Origin of the sequence: Pseudomonas sp. NPDC089741, assembly GCF_044748825.1 — a bacterium.
Taxonomy (GTDB): Bacteria; Pseudomonadota; Gammaproteobacteria; order Pseudomonadales; family Pseudomonadaceae; genus Aquipseudomonas; species Aquipseudomonas helmanticensis.
Map to the genome: position 1 here is coordinate 40,465 of NZ_JBIVGT010000022.1, position 16,893 is coordinate 57,357.

Annotated in this window: 12 protein-coding genes; 10 read left to right on the forward strand and 2 right to left on the reverse strand. The window is 60.4% G+C overall.

Going from position 1 to position 16,893, the window contains the following annotated elements:
- The first annotated feature begins 293 nt into the window (after positions 1 to 293).
- The 4 genes from ACIPZE_RS19690 to ACIPZE_RS19705 all read left to right on the forward strand — a co-directional run bounded on the left by ACIPZE_RS19690 (position 294) and on the right by ACIPZE_RS19705 (position 4,499).
- Complete coding sequence (locus ACIPZE_RS19690; protein ID WP_283437770.1) at positions 294 to 1,643, forward strand: GntP family permease; 1,350 nt, start codon at positions 294 to 296, stop codon at positions 1,641 to 1,643.
- Positions 1,644 to 1,659: 16 nt separating this feature from the next.
- Positions 1,660 to 2,520, forward strand: a complete 861-nt coding sequence (locus ACIPZE_RS19695; RefSeq protein ID WP_400774732.1) for a MurR/RpiR family transcriptional regulator — start codon at positions 1,660 to 1,662, stop codon at positions 2,518 to 2,520.
- Position 2,521: 1 nt separating this feature from the next.
- Positions 2,522 to 3,979, forward strand: coding sequence for an amidohydrolase family protein (locus ACIPZE_RS19700; RefSeq protein WP_283437768.1), 1,458 nt, complete (start codon positions 2,522 to 2,524; stop codon positions 3,977 to 3,979).
- A 151-nt stretch (positions 3,980 to 4,130) separates the two neighbouring features.
- A complete protein-coding gene (locus tag ACIPZE_RS19705) occupies positions 4,131 to 4,499 on the forward strand; it encodes a glyoxalase superfamily protein (protein WP_129388804.1) in 369 nt (122 codons plus the stop codon).
- 395 nt (positions 4,500 to 4,894) lie between these two features.
- Here the strand turns inward: ACIPZE_RS19705 and ACIPZE_RS19710 are convergent, their stop codons facing one another.
- Both ACIPZE_RS19710 and ACIPZE_RS19715 read right to left on the reverse strand, forming a co-directional pair.
- Positions 4,895 to 5,260, reverse strand: coding sequence for a DUF6124 family protein (locus ACIPZE_RS19710; protein ID WP_283437767.1), 366 nt, complete (start codon positions 5,258 to 5,260; stop codon positions 4,895 to 4,897).
- Positions 5,261 to 5,739: 479 nt separating this feature from the next.
- Positions 5,740 to 6,756: an AraC family transcriptional regulator gene (locus ACIPZE_RS19715; protein WP_400774736.1), complete on the reverse strand. Its 1,017-nt coding sequence runs from the start codon at positions 6,754 to 6,756 to the stop codon at positions 5,740 to 5,742.
- Positions 6,757 to 6,966: 210 nt separating this feature from the next.
- On the opposite strand from ACIPZE_RS19715, the gene ACIPZE_RS19720 reads away from it, so the two are divergent.
- The 6 genes from ACIPZE_RS19720 to ACIPZE_RS19745 all read left to right on the forward strand — a co-directional run bounded on the left by ACIPZE_RS19720 (position 6,967) and on the right by ACIPZE_RS19745 (position 16,817).
- Complete coding sequence (locus ACIPZE_RS19720; RefSeq protein WP_400774738.1) at positions 6,967 to 8,562, forward strand: FAD-binding oxidoreductase; 1,596 nt, start codon at positions 6,967 to 6,969, stop codon at positions 8,560 to 8,562.
- 5 nt (positions 8,563 to 8,567) lie between these two features.
- Entirely contained in the window at positions 8,568 to 10,163 is a 1,596-nt protein-coding gene (locus tag ACIPZE_RS19725) for a glycerol-3-phosphate dehydrogenase/oxidase (RefSeq protein ID WP_400774741.1), read from the forward strand.
- A gap of 20 nt (positions 10,164 to 10,183) precedes the next feature.
- Entirely contained in the window at positions 10,184 to 11,752 is a 1,569-nt protein-coding gene (locus ACIPZE_RS19730; RefSeq protein WP_400774743.1) for an FGGY-family carbohydrate kinase, read from the forward strand.
- A 229-nt stretch (positions 11,753 to 11,981) separates the two neighbouring features.
- Entirely contained in the window at positions 11,982 to 13,271 is a 1,290-nt protein-coding gene (locus tag ACIPZE_RS19735; protein WP_400774746.1) for a phospholipase, read from the forward strand.
- A gap of 50 nt (positions 13,272 to 13,321) precedes the next feature.
- Entirely contained in the window at positions 13,322 to 15,280 is a 1,959-nt protein-coding gene (locus ACIPZE_RS19740; RefSeq protein ID WP_283437761.1) for a DUF1302 domain-containing protein, read from the forward strand.
- 208 nt (positions 15,281 to 15,488) lie between these two features.
- Positions 15,489 to 16,817 (forward strand): DUF1329 domain-containing protein, encoded by a 1,329-nt coding sequence (locus ACIPZE_RS19745; RefSeq protein ID WP_400774774.1) that lies wholly within the window; start codon positions 15,489 to 15,491, stop codon positions 16,815 to 16,817.
- Positions 16,818 to 16,893: the final 76 nt, after the last annotated feature.

Below are 16,893 nucleotides of genomic sequence, written 5' to 3' on the forward strand. Positions count from 1 at the left end.
ATGCAATCAAACTGTAGGAGTGAGCCTGCTCGCGATAGCTGTCATTCGGCCAGTGATGATATTGACTGTTACGACGCAATCGCGAGCAGGCTCACTCCTACAGGGTTTTGCGTTGGCTGCATAAATATGAAAATCGCGCCCCGCGATTTTCATTAATCACGACAAGACATATCCATTTGCGACACGTCTTAACTCTCCACGAAAATTACTTTCATGCGGTTTGAAATCTCGATCTCGAAATGATTTATGAGTTTCACAACCCATTCGAACGTGACCCTTTCGAGGAGTACCGCATGACGCCTTCCTTCGGCTATTGGCTGCTGGTGTATGCCGCCGTCGCCATCATTGCGCTGATCGTGTTGATCGCCCGTTACCGGCTCAATCCGTTCATCGTCATCACCCTGATTTCCATCGGCCTGGCGCTGGTGGCCGGGATGCCGGCTTCCGGAGTGGTGGGCGCGTATGAGGCCGGGGTGGGCAAGACGCTGGGGCATATTGCGCTGGTGGTCGCGTTGGGGACGATGCTTGGCAAGATGATGGCCGAATCCGGCGGCGCCGAGCAGATGGCGCGTACGTTGATCGATAAATTCGGCGAGAAGAACGCGCACTGGGCGATGGTCTGCATCGCTTTTCTGGTCGGGCTGCCGCTGTTCTTCGAAGTCGGTTTTGTCTTGCTGGTGCCGATCGCGTTCACCGTGGCGCGGCGCGTCGGTGTGTCGATTCTGATGGTTGGCTTGCCAATGGTCGCTGGCCTGTCGGTGGTGCACGCACTGGTGCCGCCGCACCCAGCGGCGATGCTCGCGGTGCAGGCCTATCAGGCCTCGGTCGGGCAGACCTTGCTGTATGCGATTGCCATCGGCATTCCAACGGCCATTATTGCCGGTCCCCTGTACGCCAAATTCATCGTGCCGCGCATTCAATTGCCGGCAGATAACCCGCTGGAAAAGCAATTCCTCGACCGCGAACCGCGCGACAAACTGCCGGGTTTCGGCATCACCATGGCGACCATTCTGCTGCCGGTGGTGTTGATGCTGATCGGTGGCTGGGCCAACCTGATTTCCACGCCGGGCAGCGGTTTCAACCAGTTCCTGTTGTTCATCGGCAACTCGGTGATTGCACTGTTGCTGGCGACCTTGCTGAGCTTCTGGACGCTGGGCATCGCCCAGGGTTTCAGCCGTGAATCGATCCTTAAATTCACCAACGAATGCCTGGCACCGACCGCCAGCATTACTTTGCTGGTCGGCGCCGGAGGCGGGCTGAACAGGATTCTGGTCGATGCCGGCGTGACTGACCAAATCGTCGGCCTCGCTCACGAATTTCATCTGTCGCCGCTGATCATGGGCTGGCTGTTCGCCGCGCTGATGCGCATCGCCACCGGCTCCGCGACCGTGGCCATGACCACCGCATCCGGCGTGGTTGCGCCGGTGGCCATTGGTCTGGGATATCCACACCCGGAGCTGTTGGTGCTGGCGACCGGCGCCGGCTCGGTTATCTTTTCCCACGTCAACGACGGCGGCTTCTGGTTGATCAAGGAATACTTCAACATGACGGTCGCGCAGACGTTCAAGACCTGGACCGTGCTTGAGACGCTGATCTCGCTGGTCGCCTTCGGTCTGACCGTCGGCCTTTCTTACCTGCTGTAACCGGAGCCCGCCGCCCATGGACATCCTCTACCAGATCCGCGCCCGCCAGGATTCCTTCAGCGCCGGCGAAGGTCGTATCGCCCGGCTGATGCTCGACGACGTTGGTTTTGCCGCCAGTGCCAGCCTCGAAGACCTCGCGCAACGCGCCGAAGTCAGCACCGCCACGCTGTCGCGTTTTGCCCGCACCGTCGGCTGTCGTGACCTGCGTGATCTGCGCCTGCAACTGGCCCAGGCCAGCGGCGTTGGTAGCCGTTTTCTCGACCCGGCGGGCACGCCTGAGCAGTCGGCGTTCTACGGGCAGATCGTCGGTGATATCGAAACCACGCTGCGCCAGCATCTGGCCGGGTTCGACGAATCACGCTTCGCTGACGCAGTGAAACTGCTCGGCCAGGTACGGATGATTCACGCCTTCGGCATGGGCGGTTGTTCGACGCTGTGCAGCGACGAATTGCAGGTGCGGCTGGTGCGCCTCGGCTACCCGATTGCGGTGTGTCATGACGCGGTGATGATGCGCGTCACCGCCGCCAGCCTCAACGCCGAGCAAGTGCTCATCGTCTGCTCGCTGACCGGCATCACCCCGGAATTGCTCGAGACCGTAGAACTGGCGCGCAACTACGGCGCACGCATTCTCGCCATCACCCGCGCCGACTCGCCGCTGGCCGAACTGGCCGACATTGTCCTGCCGCTGCAAGGTGCGGAGACCTCGTTCATCTACAAACCGACGGCGGCGCGCTACGGCATGCTGCTCGCCATCGACGTGCTCGCCACCGAGCTGGCGCTGGCCAATCCTGAAGACAATCAAGAGCGTCTGCGGCGGATCAAACTGGCCCTCGACGAATACCGTGGCGGCGACGATCACCTGCCGCTGGGAGACTGACATGCTGTACGACACCCTGATTCGCAATGCCCTGATCATCGATGGCAGCAACACGCCCGGCTACCAAGCCGACGTGGCCATCCGCGATGGCCGTATCGAGCGCATCGGCGATTTGTCCGATGCCACGGCGACTGAAGAAATTGACGCCGCCGGCCGCGTGCTGGCGCCGGGTTTTATCGACGTGCACACCCACGACGACACCGTGGTCATTCGTCAGCCAGAGATGCTGCCAAAGCTCAGCCAGGGCGTGACCACAGTGATTGTCGGCAACTGCGGGATCAGCGCTTCGCCGGTGACGTTGAAGGGCGATCCGCCGGATCCGATGAACCTGCTCGGTACAGCGGCAGCGTTCGTTTATCCGCGCTTCAGCGATTACCGCGCGGCGGTGGAAGCAGCGAACACCACGCTGAATGTTGCCGCATTAATCGGCCATACAGCGCTGCGCAGCAATCATCTGGACGACCTGTTCCGCACCGCGACGCCGGATGAAATCGCCGCGATGCGCGAGCAATTGCGTGAAAGCCTTGAGGACGGTGCGTTGGGTTTATCCACAGGTCTTGCCTACGCCAGCGCCTACAACGCGTCCACCGATGAAGTCATGCAACTGACTGAAGAGCTGACGGCATTCGGCGCGGTGTACACCACCCATTTGCGCAGCGAATTCGCCCCGGTTCTGGAGGCTATGGATGAAGCTTTTAAAATCGGTCGACATGCGCAATCGCCGGTGATCATTTCCCACCTCAAATGCGCCGGCGTCGGTAATTGGGGGCGCAGTCCGCAGTTACTCGCATCGCTGGAAGAAGCGGCAAAAACCCACCCGGTCGGCTGCGATTGCTACCCGTATGCGGCGAGTTCTTCGACGCTGGACCTGAAGCAAGTCACCGATGCGCATCGCATCACCATCACCTGGTCGACGCCGCACCCGCAAGTCAGCGGTCGCGACCTGATCGACATCGCCGCTGAATGGAATCTGCCGCTGCTCGACGCCGCGAAACGCCTGCAACCGGCGGGTGCGGTGTACTACGGCATGGACGAGGCCGATGTACGAAGAATCCTCGCCCATCCGTTATCGATGGTCGGTTCTGACGGACTGCCGGAAGATCCGTTCCCGCATCCGCGTCTGTGGGGCGCTTTCCCACGGGTGTTGGGCCATTTCAGTCGCGATGTCGGGCTGTTTCCGCTGCACACCGCCGTGCACAAGATGACTGGGCTGTCGGCGGCGCGGTTTGGTTTGAAGGAGCGGGGCGAAATTCGTGAAGGTTATTGGGCTGATCTGGTGTTGTTCGACCCGGCGACCGTACGTGATGTGGCGGATTTCAACGATCCGCAACGACCGGCGCAGGGGATTGATGGCGTGTGGATCAATGGCGTGTTGAGTTATCGCGACGGGCAGGCGAACGGGCGCAGGGAAGGGCGGTTTCTGGCACGCGAAGGTGATTTACGCGAAGGTTTTCATTGATCTCAATGTCCCTGTAGGAGCTGCCGCAGGCTGCGATCTTTTGATCCACGTCTCATAGTGGCACTCTGAGATTAAAGAATGTCGCGACCAAGCCGAATTGCTGACATCCACCCCAGCTACGCTGCGGGGCCAACCAGTCAGGGAGCACCCCATGAGCTTCGGCAAAACCACCCCGATCCTGCGGATCTTCGATGAAGCCAAGGCCGTTGAATTCTACGTCGACTTCCTCGGCTTCAAGATCGACTGGCAGCATCGCTTCGAGGCGAACTTCCCGCTGTATCTGCAAGTGTCGCGTGGCGAGTGTGTGCTGCACCTGTCCGAGCATCACGGCGATGCGAGCCCGGGTTCGGCGCTGCGCATCGAGACCGATGAACTGGAGGTTTTCCAGCAGCAACTGCTGGCCAAGGACTACAAGTTCTCGCACCCGCAGATTCAGGCCATGCCGTGGGGCAGCCAGGACATGACCATCGCCGATCCGTTCGGCAATCGGTTGGTGTTTACCAATGCGATTAGCCTCTAGAACGAAAAGCCCCTCACCCTAACCCTCTCCCGGAGGGAGAGGGGACTGACCGCGTTGTCTTGTCGTTATGCATCGACCTGAAAGATCTGCAGCGATTATGGATTCACGGCAGCACTTTCAGGTCGTCGTATTTAGCGAACATCCCACGGTCGCCCCCTCACCCTAGCCCTCTCCCGGAGGGAGAGGGGACTGACCCGGGGATGCTTGAGAGATACACCGACCTGAACCTGCTTAGTCGAATCCATAATCGACTCGGTCATTCAGGTCGATGTATAGCACCAGACACCTCGGTCGGCTCCCTCTCCCTCGGGAGAGGGCTGGGGTGAGGGGAAAATGACACACCGCAAAAAGAAGCCAGCCACCCAACCCTTCCAGTTGGGCGGTGGGCTTTTGCGTTACTCGGTCGGCACTAACCTGTCCAACACGCGATTAACCGCCATTTCCGCCACCATCACCACTTGCGCAATACCCTGCAAAGTCTTGCGGTGGGTGCCTGCAAACAGCGCCGCATGGTTGTTTAGCATCACAGTGGCGGAGCCAAGGGTTTCGCTGGCGTCGGCCAGCAGGGATTCGGTATCGGCTTCGGGGTTGGCCATGTACAGCGTGTTGGGGGAGTAGGGCGCGGCCATGAGGTCGGCATTTGGCGGGCCGAGATAGTGATCGAGTGCGCGCTCGGCGGCTTCGTGGAATCTCTTGGAATCGGGGGATTCGTAGGGGGATGCCGGGTCGGTGGCCGGCGGGTTTGGCGTAACTTTTAACATTAACCAGATCCTCAAATTAAGCTGGCCACCGCTTCTCTACTAAAAGAAGTGGAGGCAGCTATGCGCAGGTTAGTAGACCGGGGATCTGGGAAACCGGCGCGCCCGAGGGCGCCCTACGCACAGCCACCATAACGTTCAGGCAAGACCCGACTGCTTGATGAGCTATACGCCCCAAATATTCCGGGCTACTAAACCCGATCACTGGAAATCAGTGACCGAATCAAGTTACGCAGCATGCTCAGGGCGCACAAGCCGGCGGATTCTGGCTTAGGCGTAGGTTATGGCGCAAGGATTTGTGGGCTGTTTCGCGTAACGCTGAGTGTCCTTAAACATCATCTTTGAAAGTGTTTATTGCGTTGTGGGGAGTGGCCTCATCGCGAGCAGGCTCACTCCTACAGTTGATCTTCAGTGAACGCAAATTCTGTGTCCCATACAGCCCCCCTGTAGGAGTGAGCCTGCTCGCGATGAGGCCGGAACATTCACCCCCGATGCATCTGCCGAAACTCCCCCGGCGGCATCCCCCGCCGACTCTTGAACGTGCGATGAAACGACCTCGGTTCGGTAAACCCCAGATACTGCGCAATGTCCTGAATCGGCAACGTACTGTTGAGCAAATAATGCTCAGCCAGCTCCTGGCGCAAATCATCCAGAATCTGTTGATACGACGTCCCCGCCTGATGCAACTGCCGCTGCAACGTACGCACTGAAACCGCGAGCTGCTCGGCCACCTGCTCCTTGCGCGGCAACCCCTCCTTGAGCAACTGCCGCAGAATGTTCTTCACCTGCTGCTCAAGTGACGCATCCGCAAGCGTCGCCATCAATCCCAGCGCATGTTCTTCCAGGGTTCGCAGCAATTGCGCATCCGCCTGACGCAACGGCAGCTGCAAATACGCCAGCGGCACGATCAGCGCCGAATACGGCTGATCGAACAACACCGGGCAATCGAAAAACGCCTCGTACTGCGCCGGCGTCGCCTCGGTCGGGCATGAATGTTCAAGCCAGACAGCGGCCGGCGACATCTGCGTATCGGCGATCCAGCGTGCATATTGCAGCCATGACCCCAGCACGTTCTCCACCAGATGCCGACGAATCCGCGGACGCTGATAACGACAGGTCCAGATCAGATGAACATGGCCATCCTGCACCTCGGCGCGACTGACGCCCATGTCGCCGACCAGTTTCTCGAACGGCATGATCCGGCTCATCGCATCACCGAGGGTCGCGCAGTTCATGGTGATGTAACCGAGCACGCTCCACGAATTGGGCAGGACGAAATTCGCCGCGTTGAGCCCGAACAACGGATCGCCCGAATGTTCGCAGAAATAATTCAGCAAGCGTTCATGCGCCTCGCCCGGCAAGCGCAGGGTGTTGTCGCTCAACTGCTGCGCCTGCAAACCCGCCGCCGCCAACGCAGGCTCGACGGCCATGCCCAGTTGTTCGGCGTGGCGCAGGTATTTGAGCAGCGGCGGAACCGAGGTGAAGCCAAGCGATTGCATGATCCCATTCCTTTGATCAACGGCAGTGGAGGCGGACGAATAGCCTGAAAGGTAATTTGAAACCCCGACTAAAGTAAATGGCTGACGCTTGCGCGACGTTTGACTCAATTGGCTACACGAACTGGCCGGATGCGACCGTGACACTTTGCGGCCGCTGGCTAGTATGGGGGCCTGAAATATCACTGAACTGACGGCAAAAAGGACACACGCATGCGACGCTGGAACGGCTGGGGAGATGCAACCACGGTGGTCGAACTGCCGGCCCAGGGCGCGGAGTTTCTTCATGAACGACTGGGCGAGGGGCGCGCGCTGGCCGATGCCACGCTTGAAGCGGCATTGGCGCGCGTACCGGCCTCGCGGTTGCAGGCGCATACCTTGTACAGCGTCGATGCCCATGACCGCTTGTTGCATGCCCGGGGCCAGAGCCTGCCGGACTGGCTGGCGTTGCGCGAAGGTGCGCTGGGCAATTATCCCGATGCCGTGGCGTTTCCCGAGACCTCTGAGCATATTCGCCAATTGCTGGCGCTCGCCCATGGACAGGATTTGTGCCTGATCCCGTATGGCGGCGGCACCTCGGTGGCCGGGCACATTAATCCGCCGGATTCAGCGCGGCCGGTGGTGACGGTGTCGCTGGCGCGGATGAATCGCCTGATCGATCTCGACGAACAAAGCCTGCTGGCAACGTTCGGCCCCGGTGCGAGTGGCCCGCAGGTGGAAAGTCAGTTGCGTGCGCGGGGCTACACGCTGGGGCATTTCCCGCAGTCGTGGGAGGCGTCGACATTGGGCGGTTGGGTCGCCAGCCGTTCCAGCGGTCAGCAGTCGTTGCGCTATGGCCGGATCGAGCAGTTGTTTGCTGGCGGAACACTGGAAACCTTCGCCGGGCCGATGCACATTCCAACCTTCCCGGCTTCGGCCGCCGGACCCGATTTGCGCGAAGTGGTGCTCGGTTGTGAAGGCCGTTTCGGGATCATTTCCGAGGTCAAAGTGCGGGTCAGCGCGTTGCCGGCGGATGAGCGTTTCTACGGTGTATTTCTGCCCTCTTGGACCAAGGCCCTGCAAGCCATCCGCCAATTGGCCCAGGCGCGCGTACCGCTGTCGATGTTGCGCCTGTCCAATGCGGTGGAAACCGAAACGCAACTGGCGCTGGCCGGTCATCCGCAGCAAATCGCCTGGCTGGAAAAATACCTGAAGCTAAGGGGGGCGGCAGAGGGCAAATGCCTGCTGACCTTCGGCGTGACCGGCAATCGTAGGCAAAACGCATTGTCGCTGACCCAGGCGCGGCAACATCTCAAGGCCTTCGGCGGCGTGTTCACCGGCACCTTGCTCGGCAAGAAATGGGCGCAGAACCGCTTCCGTTTCCCTTACCTGCGCGAGAATCTGTGGAACGCCGGTTACGTGGTCGACACCCTCGAAACCGCCACCGACTGGAGCAACGTCGACAACCTGCTCAACCTCATCGAAAACAGTCTGCGCGAGGCCTTGGCCGCCGAGGGCGAACGCGTGCATGTGTTCACCCACCTGTCCCACGTCTATGGCGAAGGTTCGAGCATCTACACCACCTACGTGTTTCGCCCGGCGGCGGATTACCCCGCGACGCTGGCGCGCTGGAAAGCGCTCAAACACGCGGCCAGCCAGACCATCGTCGACAACCACGGCACCATCAGTCACCAGCACGGCGTCGGCAAGGATCACGCGCCGTATCTGTTGCGCGAGAAGGGCGCATTGGCGATGGATACCTTGCAGGCGCTGAGCAAACACTTCGATCCGGCCGGGCGCCTCAACCCCGGCACGCTGCTGCCGGAGTGACGGCCATGAGTCAGGACTGGAACGCCGCGTGGCGCCAGCAGATTCTGCCAACACTGGCGGAGGAAACCTGGGATCTGATCGTCATTGGCGGCGGCATCAGCGGCGCCGGCATCCTGCGTGAAGCGGCGCGCCGTGGTTGGCGTTGTCTGTTGCTGGAACAGCGTGATTTTGCCTGGGGCACGTCTAGCCGATCCTCGAAAATGGTCCATGGCGGTTTGCGTTACATCGCTAAAGGACAATGGCGCCTGACCCGTGATTCGGTGCGCGAGCGTCAGCGCTTGCTCGACGAAGCGCCGGGGCTGGTCGAGCCGATGAGTTTCATGATGCCGCACTATCGCGGTGGTTTTCCCGGGCCTCGGGTGTTGGGTGGTTTGCTAAGCGTTTACGACGCCTTGGCGGGTCGGCGCAGCCATCGTTTTCATGACGCGCAGCAGCTGCGTTATCTGGCGCCTGGCGTGAAGGAAAATGACTTGCTCGGCGGCACCCGTTTTGTCGATGCACTGACCGACGATGCGCGGCTGGTGATGCGCGTATTGAGCGAGGCGCGCGCCGATGGCGCGGTCGTGGTTAACGGCATTCGCGTCGAACATTTGCTGCGAGAAAACGGCCGAGTGTGCGGCGTGCAGATCGAAGATTGCGAAGCCGGCGCGACCCTGCAATTGCGTTGTGGTGTGCTCGCGGTGGCCACTGGTGCGTGGGCTGAACGCTTGCGCCCGACTGAGACTCCACGGCAATTACGGCCGTTACGCGGCAGTCATTTATTGCTGCCGAGCTGGCGTCTGCCGGTGGCGCAGGCGTTCACGTTTCTGCATGAGCGCGACCGGAGACCGGTGTTCGTTTTTCCGTGGGAAGGCGCGACGGTGGTGGGCACCACGGATCTTGATCATCGCGAAGATCTGGATCAGAGCGCGAGCATCAGCGCTGAAGAACTCGACTATCTGCTGGCCGCCTGCACGCAACAATTCCCTGGCGCAGAAGTGATGGCGAATGACGTGTTGTCGACCTGGTCGGGCGTACGTCCGGTAGTCGGCAGTGCAGCGGGCGATCATCAACACAAACCCTCGAACGAAACCCGTGAACATGTGCTGTGGCAGGAGCCCGGTTGCGTGACCTTGGCCGGCGGCAAACTGACCACGTTCCGCCCGCAAGCCATCGAAGTGCTCAAGGCCTGCGCGGACATGCTCGAACGTCCCTTCGTCGATGACGCCGCGCCAGTGTTTGCCGCTGTGCCTGCGCTGCCGATTGCTGAATTGAATCGCCAACAATGGCGACGTCTGGCCGGACGGCATGGCCGCGACTTGCCGAGGCTGGCGCAATTGATCAAAGAAGTCGGCCACGACGCGGTCGGCGCTACGGACACTTTGTGGGCCGAACTGGCTTTCGCCTGCGAGTCTGAAATGGTTCTGCATCTCGACGATCTGCTCCTGCGCCGCACGCGTCTCGGTCTGCTGTTGCCTCATGGCGGCGAAGAATATTTCACCGCCATCCGCCAACTCTGCCAGCCACGACTGGCCTGGAGCGATGAACGCTGGCAGCAAGAAACTCAGCGTTATCGGGCGTTGTGGCAACGCCATCACGGTTTGCCGGATGCCACGCGTTGATGCCCCTTGAAGAGAGCTCCATGGATAACCACCCAAACAAGCGTTACCTGCTGGCGATCGACAACGGCACCCAGAGCGTGCGCGCGCTGCTCTTCGATTTGCAGGGCAATCTGCTCGGCAAAGGCAAGGTTGAATTGCAGGCGTATTACTCGACGCAACCGGGCTGGGCCGAGCAGGATCCGGAGTATTACTGGGCGAAACTCGGCGAGGCTTGTCAGCAGGTGTGGGCGCAGACTGGCATTGATCGTTCGCAGATTGCCGGTGTTTCGCTGACCACTCAGCGCGGTACGGTGATCAACGTCGATGCCGAGGGCAAGCCATTGCGTCCGGCGATTCTGTGGCTCGATCAGCGTCAGAGCGAAGTCGAAGGCGGGATCAAAGGGCCTTGGGGCTGGCTGTTCAAACTGGTCGGCGCGCAGGGCACCGTGGATTATTTTCGTGCCCAGGCTGAGGCGAACTGGATCGCTCAGCATCAGCCTGAGGTGTGGGCGACGACGGACAAGTTTTTGCTGCTGTCGGGGTTTCTCACCCATCGTCTTTGCGGACGCTTCGTCGACTCGGTGGGCTGCTGCGTCGGCTATCTGCCGTTCGACTTCAAACGCCTGAAATGGGCTGCGCCGAGTGACTGGAAATGGCAGGCGCTGGCGGTGCGGCCCGAGCAATTGCCGACCCTGCACAAACCCGGTGAAACCCTTGGCTACATCACCGCTGAAGCCGCTCGCCATACCGGTATTCCGGAAGGCTTGCCGTTGATTGCGGCGGGTGCCGACAAGGCCTGCGAAGTGGTCGGTTCCGGCGTGGTCGATACGAACACGGTGTGTTTGTCTTACGGCACCACGGCGACGATCACCAGCACCCGTTCGCGCTATCTGGAAATCGTCCCGTTGATTCCGCCGTACCCCTCGGCGGTGCCGGATCAGTACAACTGCGAGGTGATGATTTATCGCGGTTACTGGATGGTCAGCTGGTTCAAGAACGAGTTCGGTCTGCGCGAGATGCAGCAGGCGCAAGCGCAGGGTATCGAGCCGGAGCAACTGTTCGATGCGCTGGTCGATGCGGTGCCGCCAGGTTCGATGGGTTTGATGCTGCAACCGTACTGGTCGCCGGGGATTCGCGAGCCGGGTGTCGAGGCGAAAGGCGCGATGATCGGCTTCGGCGATGTGCACACCCGCGCGCATATTTACCGGGCGATTCTTGAAGGGTTGGCGTATGCGTTGCGTCAGGGCATGGAGAATATCGAGCGGCGTTCAAAGGTGTCGATCAAGCGTCTGCGCGTGGCCGGTGGCGGTTCGCAAAGTGATGCGGCGATGCAACTGACGGCAAATATTTTCGGCCTGCCGGCGGAGCGTCCGCATGTCTACGAAGCGTCGGGCCTGGGCGCGGCGATTTGTTGTGCGGTGGGGTTGGGATTGCACGTGGATTTCCCCACGGCCATCGCGGCGATGACCCGAGTCGGTGCGGTCTTCCACCCCCAACCCGAGGCACAAAAAATCTACGAGCAACTGTACAAAGACGTCTACCTGCGCATGTACCGCCAACTCAAACCGCTGTACCAGAGCATCCGCAAAATCACCGGCTACCCCGCCTGAAAACCCACCATAAATCCCCCTGTAGGAGCTGCCGAAGGCTGCGATCTTTTGATCTTGTTTTTTCAGATCAACATCAAAAGATCGCAGCCTTCGGCAGCTCCTACAGGGATCGTGTTGAGATTTGGAATGGCGCCATCGGAGAGTTTTTCTGGTGAGATCGGACAGTGTCAGCAGCGAGGTCGGTTGTTAGGCTCATCCCCCACGGCCTCTCCAATAAGAACCACAAGCCATGAAGCTGACCTTCCTCCTGTTGCTGCTTTGTGCAACGGCCCCGAGTGCCTGGGGCTGGTCGAACCATACGGTGGGCAGCTATCTGGCATTGCAGGATCTGCCGGCCTTGCGCGACGCGCCACTGGTCGAAGTCGAGCCGCTGGAAACCTTTCTTGCGCAGCAATACGAGGCCGTGAGTGCGCTGCTGGAGGAGCAGGAAACCTTCGCCCGCAAGCACTTCACTCAATACCCGCCGCGCCCCGACATCCTGAAATTACCCGCCACGCCGAGTGACAATCTGCGCCACGACTTCCTTACCGCGTTGCGCATCAATCCGCAGATTCATCTGGCGATGGTCATTCAGCCATTGCCGGGCAAAGACCTGCCCGAACGTACGCATCTGCAAGCCGATCAAGTCATGGTCGAACAGACCCTTTCACCATGGAATCGCCAGCGCTTTATCGTTGTCGCCGAGCATGAAAAAGTCGCCCCACTGGCGGTGCTGGCCAGCGCCGCCGATGAGCCGGATTACGGTCACGACATCAATCTGTTCAGCGACAACCCCGGTAACGTCGGCGCGCTCTACGGATTCGGCCCGCAGCCGTTCGGCGATGCACGGTTTCAATACAGCTCGCAGGCGCCGTTTCACATGGGCTTCTTCCACGAAAGCGCGGTGGTCTACGCGGCTGCCGGGTTCCTCGAACGCAGTTGGCCGGACTGGCGCGCGTATCAATACATGGGGCTGGCGCGACTGGCGTTTGCCAGCGGTCATCCGTACTGGGGCTATCGCTTTCTTGGCTGGGGCCTGCACCACATTCAGGACCTGACCCAGCCCTATCACGCCAAGCCATTGCCGGGCGTCGACCTCGCCAGTCTGCTGCTGCTGGAAGGCAAGGCAATCGCCGGTTTCGCCGAAGACAAACAGGCCGCCATCGAGCGCGTCGCCACGCGGCACATGGAAGTGGAGAAGTACCAGTCGACCTGGCTGCGCCGCTTGCTGCGCGTCGGGCAGCCGCATCCGATGCTCGACGCTTACGTCGATGTCGCCCAGGACAAACGCTATCCGCCGTACTCGGTGGACTACCTGCGTGAAGTGGTCAGTGCCGAGTCGGTCGACGATTCCGCAGCCTTCGACGAGGCCATCGGCCAGTGGCTTGCAACGGCGCCAGCGACCAGTGATTTCAGCAGCGGCAATCAGCTGCAACGGGAAAATTTCGACCATCCGGCGCTCAATCAGCAGCTGTTCAAATTGCTCGGCCATTTCGGCGCGCACAGCCGGATTTACGTCAGCGCGGGATTGGCACCCTAGCCCTCGCGGCAGGATAAAAAAACAATAAAAAAACAGGGAAGGAGGAACACATGATCAACACTCGATTGCGCCTGACGGGCGCCGCGCTGCCCGGTGTCGGCCTCGCCGGCTTGCTGCAACTGTGCGCAGTCGATGGCGCGCACGCGGTGGAATTCAGCGTGCTCGACAAACAGGTCACCGGCTCGTTCGACACGACCTTGTCCTACGGTCGTTTGTGGCGGGTGCAGGGTCGCGATAAAAGTAACGATGACGTCAACACCAACGACGGCAATCGCAACTTCGACACCGGGCTGGTTTCCGAGGTGTACAAGATCACCTCCGAGCTTGAAGCCAACTATCAGAACTACGGTTTGTTCATGCGCGGCACCGCGTTTTACGACACGCAGTTGATGGACAAGCGCAACAACTACTACGACAACAACAGCCCTTCGCAACCAAGCCAGAGTTACCCGCAGGACGACCGCTTCACCAGTCAGACCCGCGACATCGCCGGCAGCCGCATCGAGATGCTCGACGCCTATGTACACGGCAGTTGGGACGTTGCGCAGATGCCGGTGACCGCGCGTGTCGGCCGTCAGGTGTTCAACTGGGGCGAGGGGATTTTCTATCGCGGCGGGATCAACACCACCAACCCGGTGGACGCCGCGAAGTACCGTTTGCCCGGCGCCGAAGTGAAAGAAGTGCTGGTGCCGGTCGAGGCGCTGAGCTTCAACATCGGCCTGACCGATTCGCTGACCATGGAGAGTTTCTACCAGACCAACTGGAAGGAAACTCGCATCGATCCGGTCGGCACTTTCTACTCGCAGACCGATCTGTTCGCTGACGGCGGCAACACCGGTTACAACAATTTCAGCGGCACCGCACTCGATACGCCGGTGCCGGGATTTGGCAATGTCATCGGTTTGTACAGCGCGCTGGGCAACAACCCGTTGCTGGGGCCGGTGCTGAAATCCACCGGGCTGTACGCCAACGGGGTGACCCCGGCCTACGGCAATACCTTGAAAGTGGCGTCGATCGGCAAAGACTACAACGCGCGCAACGACGGCCAGTTTGGCTTCGCGTTTCGCTACATCGCCGAGCAACTCAACAGCACCGAGTTCGGTTTGTACATGGTCAACTACCACGCGAAGGAACCGACCATCGCGGCGGATCTCGGCGGTTACAAGGGCATCGACATGAACGCCCTGACCAACCTGCTGGCGGGCGTCGCGGGCGATCAGGCGGGAGCGCTCGCCAACGGTCTGGCCACCGCTGATGTGATGGGCAATATCCAGGCGCATCGGCGTTACGCCGAAGACATCCGCATGTATGGCTTCAGTTTCAACACGACGTTGGGCGAGGCCTCGGTGTTCGGTGAAATCGCTTATCGACCGAATCTGCCGATCGGCGTCGCGGCGACCAACGATTTGATTGGCGACCTGGCCAACGGTGCGGCTGTGGCGGTGACGGGTCGGTCGATCAATGTCGGTGGGCAGATGGTCAACCTCAACAGCGAGATCAACAACGCCGAACGTGTCGAAGCGTTCAACACCTCGCTGGGGACCATCTACAACTTCGGCCCGACGGCCTCGTTCGACTCGCTGTTCGGCATCTTCGAACTGGCCTCCGAACACCTGCGCGGCAGCAGTCTGCAATACACCGCTTATGACGGCACGAACCGTTATTACGCGGGTACCGGTAACTATTCCTATGTGTCGGGCGGTGATCGCGACGATCAGGTCAACCGTGATTCCTACAGCTACACGGCGATGCTCAACGGCACGTGGAACGACGTGTACGCCGGGGTCAACGTCTCGCCTTACATCGTTTACAAGGACGACTTCCAGGGCAACAGCTACCAGGCCGGCAACACCATCGAAGGGCGCAAGGCCTACACGCTGGGGATCAAGGCCAACTACCAGAACAAGCTCGAGGCCGAACTGCAGTACACCGAGTTTTACGGCGGCGGGCAGAACAACGGCATCCGCGACCGCGACAACGTCGGGTTCAACCTCAAGTATTTCCTTTGATACCCAGAATATCGACGCACCCCTTGTAGGAGTGAGCCTGCTCGCGATGGCGGACTTTCAGTCGTTGTAGGTGTTGTCTGACACACCGCTATCGCGAGCAGGCTCACTCCTACAGGGGAACTGCGGAGCATTGCAGACCTCACTCCCATTTCGGAGATTGATCATGTTTCACACTTCACGATTGACCAAGACCACGCTCGCGCTCGTCATGAGTCTGGCCGCCGGCAGCGTCTTCGCCGCCATAACCCCGCAACAAGCCGAACAACTGAAAACCACCCTGACTCCCATGGGCGCCGAGCGGGCTGGCAACGCCGCCGGCACCATCCCAGCGTGGACGGGCGGCATCACCCAAGCCCCCGCCGGTTACAAGTCGGGTCAGCATCACCCCGATCCGTACGCCGCCGACAAACCGCTGTTCACCATCACCAAAGCCAATCTCGACCAGTACAAAACGCACCTCAGCCCCGGCCAGATCGCCTTGTTCAACAGCTATCCCGACACCTTCCAGATGCCGATTTACCCGTCCCGCCGCTCCGGCTCGGCGCCGCAATGGGTGTACGACAACACCCTGAAAAACGCCACCTCGGCAAAGTTGCTCGAAGGCGGCAGCGGCTTCTCCGATGCCTACGGCGGCGTACCGTTTCCGGTGCCCAAGGACGGCATCGAAGTGTTGTGGAACCACATCACCCGCTATCGCGGCATCTACGTCGTGCGCCGCGCCTCCGAAGCGCCGGTCCAACGCAACGGCAGCTTCGCGCTGGTCACTTCGCAGCAGGAAGCGCTGTTTAACTACTACCGCCCGAACGGCCAGTTCGCTGACCTGAAAAACATCCTGTTCTACTACCTCGCCTTCGTGAAAAGCCCGGCGCGACTGGCCGGTGGCGCTGCCCTCGTGCACGAAACCCTCGACCAGCTCAAGGACGCGCGCCAGGCCTGGATCTACGACGCCGGCCAACGCCGCGTACGCCGTGCGCCGAACCTCGCCTACGACACGCCAATCGCCTCCTCCGATGGCCTGCGCACCGCCGACGACACCGACCTGTTCAACGGCTCGCCGGATCGCTACGAGTGGAAGCTCAAGGGCAAACAGGAAATCTACATTCCCTACAACAATTACAAAGTCGGCAGCCCCGACGTGAAATACGCGCAACTGCTCACCCCCGGCCACCTCAACCCGCAGTTCACCCGCTACGAACTGCACCGGGTCTGGGTGGTGGAAGGCAACCTCAAACCAGGTTCGCGACACATCTATTCCAAACGCGTGCTGTTTCTCGATGAAGACAGCTGGGGCGCCGCACTGGTCGATCAATACGATGGGCGAGGGGAGTTGTGGCGCGTGTCGATGGCCTACCTGAAAAACTTCTACGACCTACCGACCACCTGGAGTGCGCTGGACGTCTTCCATGATCTACAGGCGCGCCGTTACTACGTGCAGAACCTTGATAACGAAGAAGCGGAGACCGTGGATTTTGCGCAACCGGTGCCGGAGGACGCGTATTTCATGCCGTCGGCGTTGCGCCAGCGTGGGACTCGTTAAGCGGGATACCATTGGTAAAGTTGCCGGGTTTTGATAGTTGAAGATGTGCTAGCCTGCAATCAATGATTTCATTGAT

What these genes read in the sequence shown, in the direction of transcription:
- ACIPZE_RS19690 (WP_283437770.1), top strand. Translation starts at nt 294, where the DNA reads ATGACGCCTTCCTTCGGCTATTGGCTGCTGGTGTATGCCGCCGTCGCC.
- ACIPZE_RS19695 (WP_400774732.1), top strand. Translation starts at nt 1,660, where the DNA reads ATGGACATCCTCTACCAGATCCGCGCCCGCCAGGATTCCTTCAGCGCC.
- ACIPZE_RS19700 (WP_283437768.1), top strand. Translation starts at nt 2,522, where the DNA reads ATGCTGTACGACACCCTGATTCGCAATGCCCTGATCATCGATGGCAGC.
- ACIPZE_RS19705 (WP_129388804.1), top strand. Translation starts at nt 4,131, where the DNA reads ATGAGCTTCGGCAAAACCACCCCGATCCTGCGGATCTTCGATGAAGCC.
- ACIPZE_RS19710 (WP_283437767.1), bottom strand. Translation starts at nt 5,260, where the DNA reads ATGTTAAAAGTTACGCCAAACCCGCCGGCCACCGACCCGGCATCCCCC.
- ACIPZE_RS19715 (WP_400774736.1), bottom strand. Translation starts at nt 6,756, where the DNA reads ATGCAATCGCTTGGCTTCACCTCGGTTCCGCCGCTGCTCAAATACCTG.
- ACIPZE_RS19720 (WP_400774738.1), top strand. Translation starts at nt 6,967, where the DNA reads ATGCGACGCTGGAACGGCTGGGGAGATGCAACCACGGTGGTCGAACTG.
- ACIPZE_RS19725 (WP_400774741.1), top strand. Translation starts at nt 8,568, where the DNA reads ATGAGTCAGGACTGGAACGCCGCGTGGCGCCAGCAGATTCTGCCAACA.
- ACIPZE_RS19730 (WP_400774743.1), top strand. Translation starts at nt 10,184, where the DNA reads ATGGATAACCACCCAAACAAGCGTTACCTGCTGGCGATCGACAACGGC.
- ACIPZE_RS19735 (WP_400774746.1), top strand. Translation starts at nt 11,982, where the DNA reads ATGAAGCTGACCTTCCTCCTGTTGCTGCTTTGTGCAACGGCCCCGAGT.
- ACIPZE_RS19740 (WP_283437761.1), top strand. Translation starts at nt 13,322, where the DNA reads ATGATCAACACTCGATTGCGCCTGACGGGCGCCGCGCTGCCCGGTGTC.
- ACIPZE_RS19745 (WP_400774774.1), top strand. Translation starts at nt 15,489, where the DNA reads ATGAGTCTGGCCGCCGGCAGCGTCTTCGCCGCCATAACCCCGCAACAA.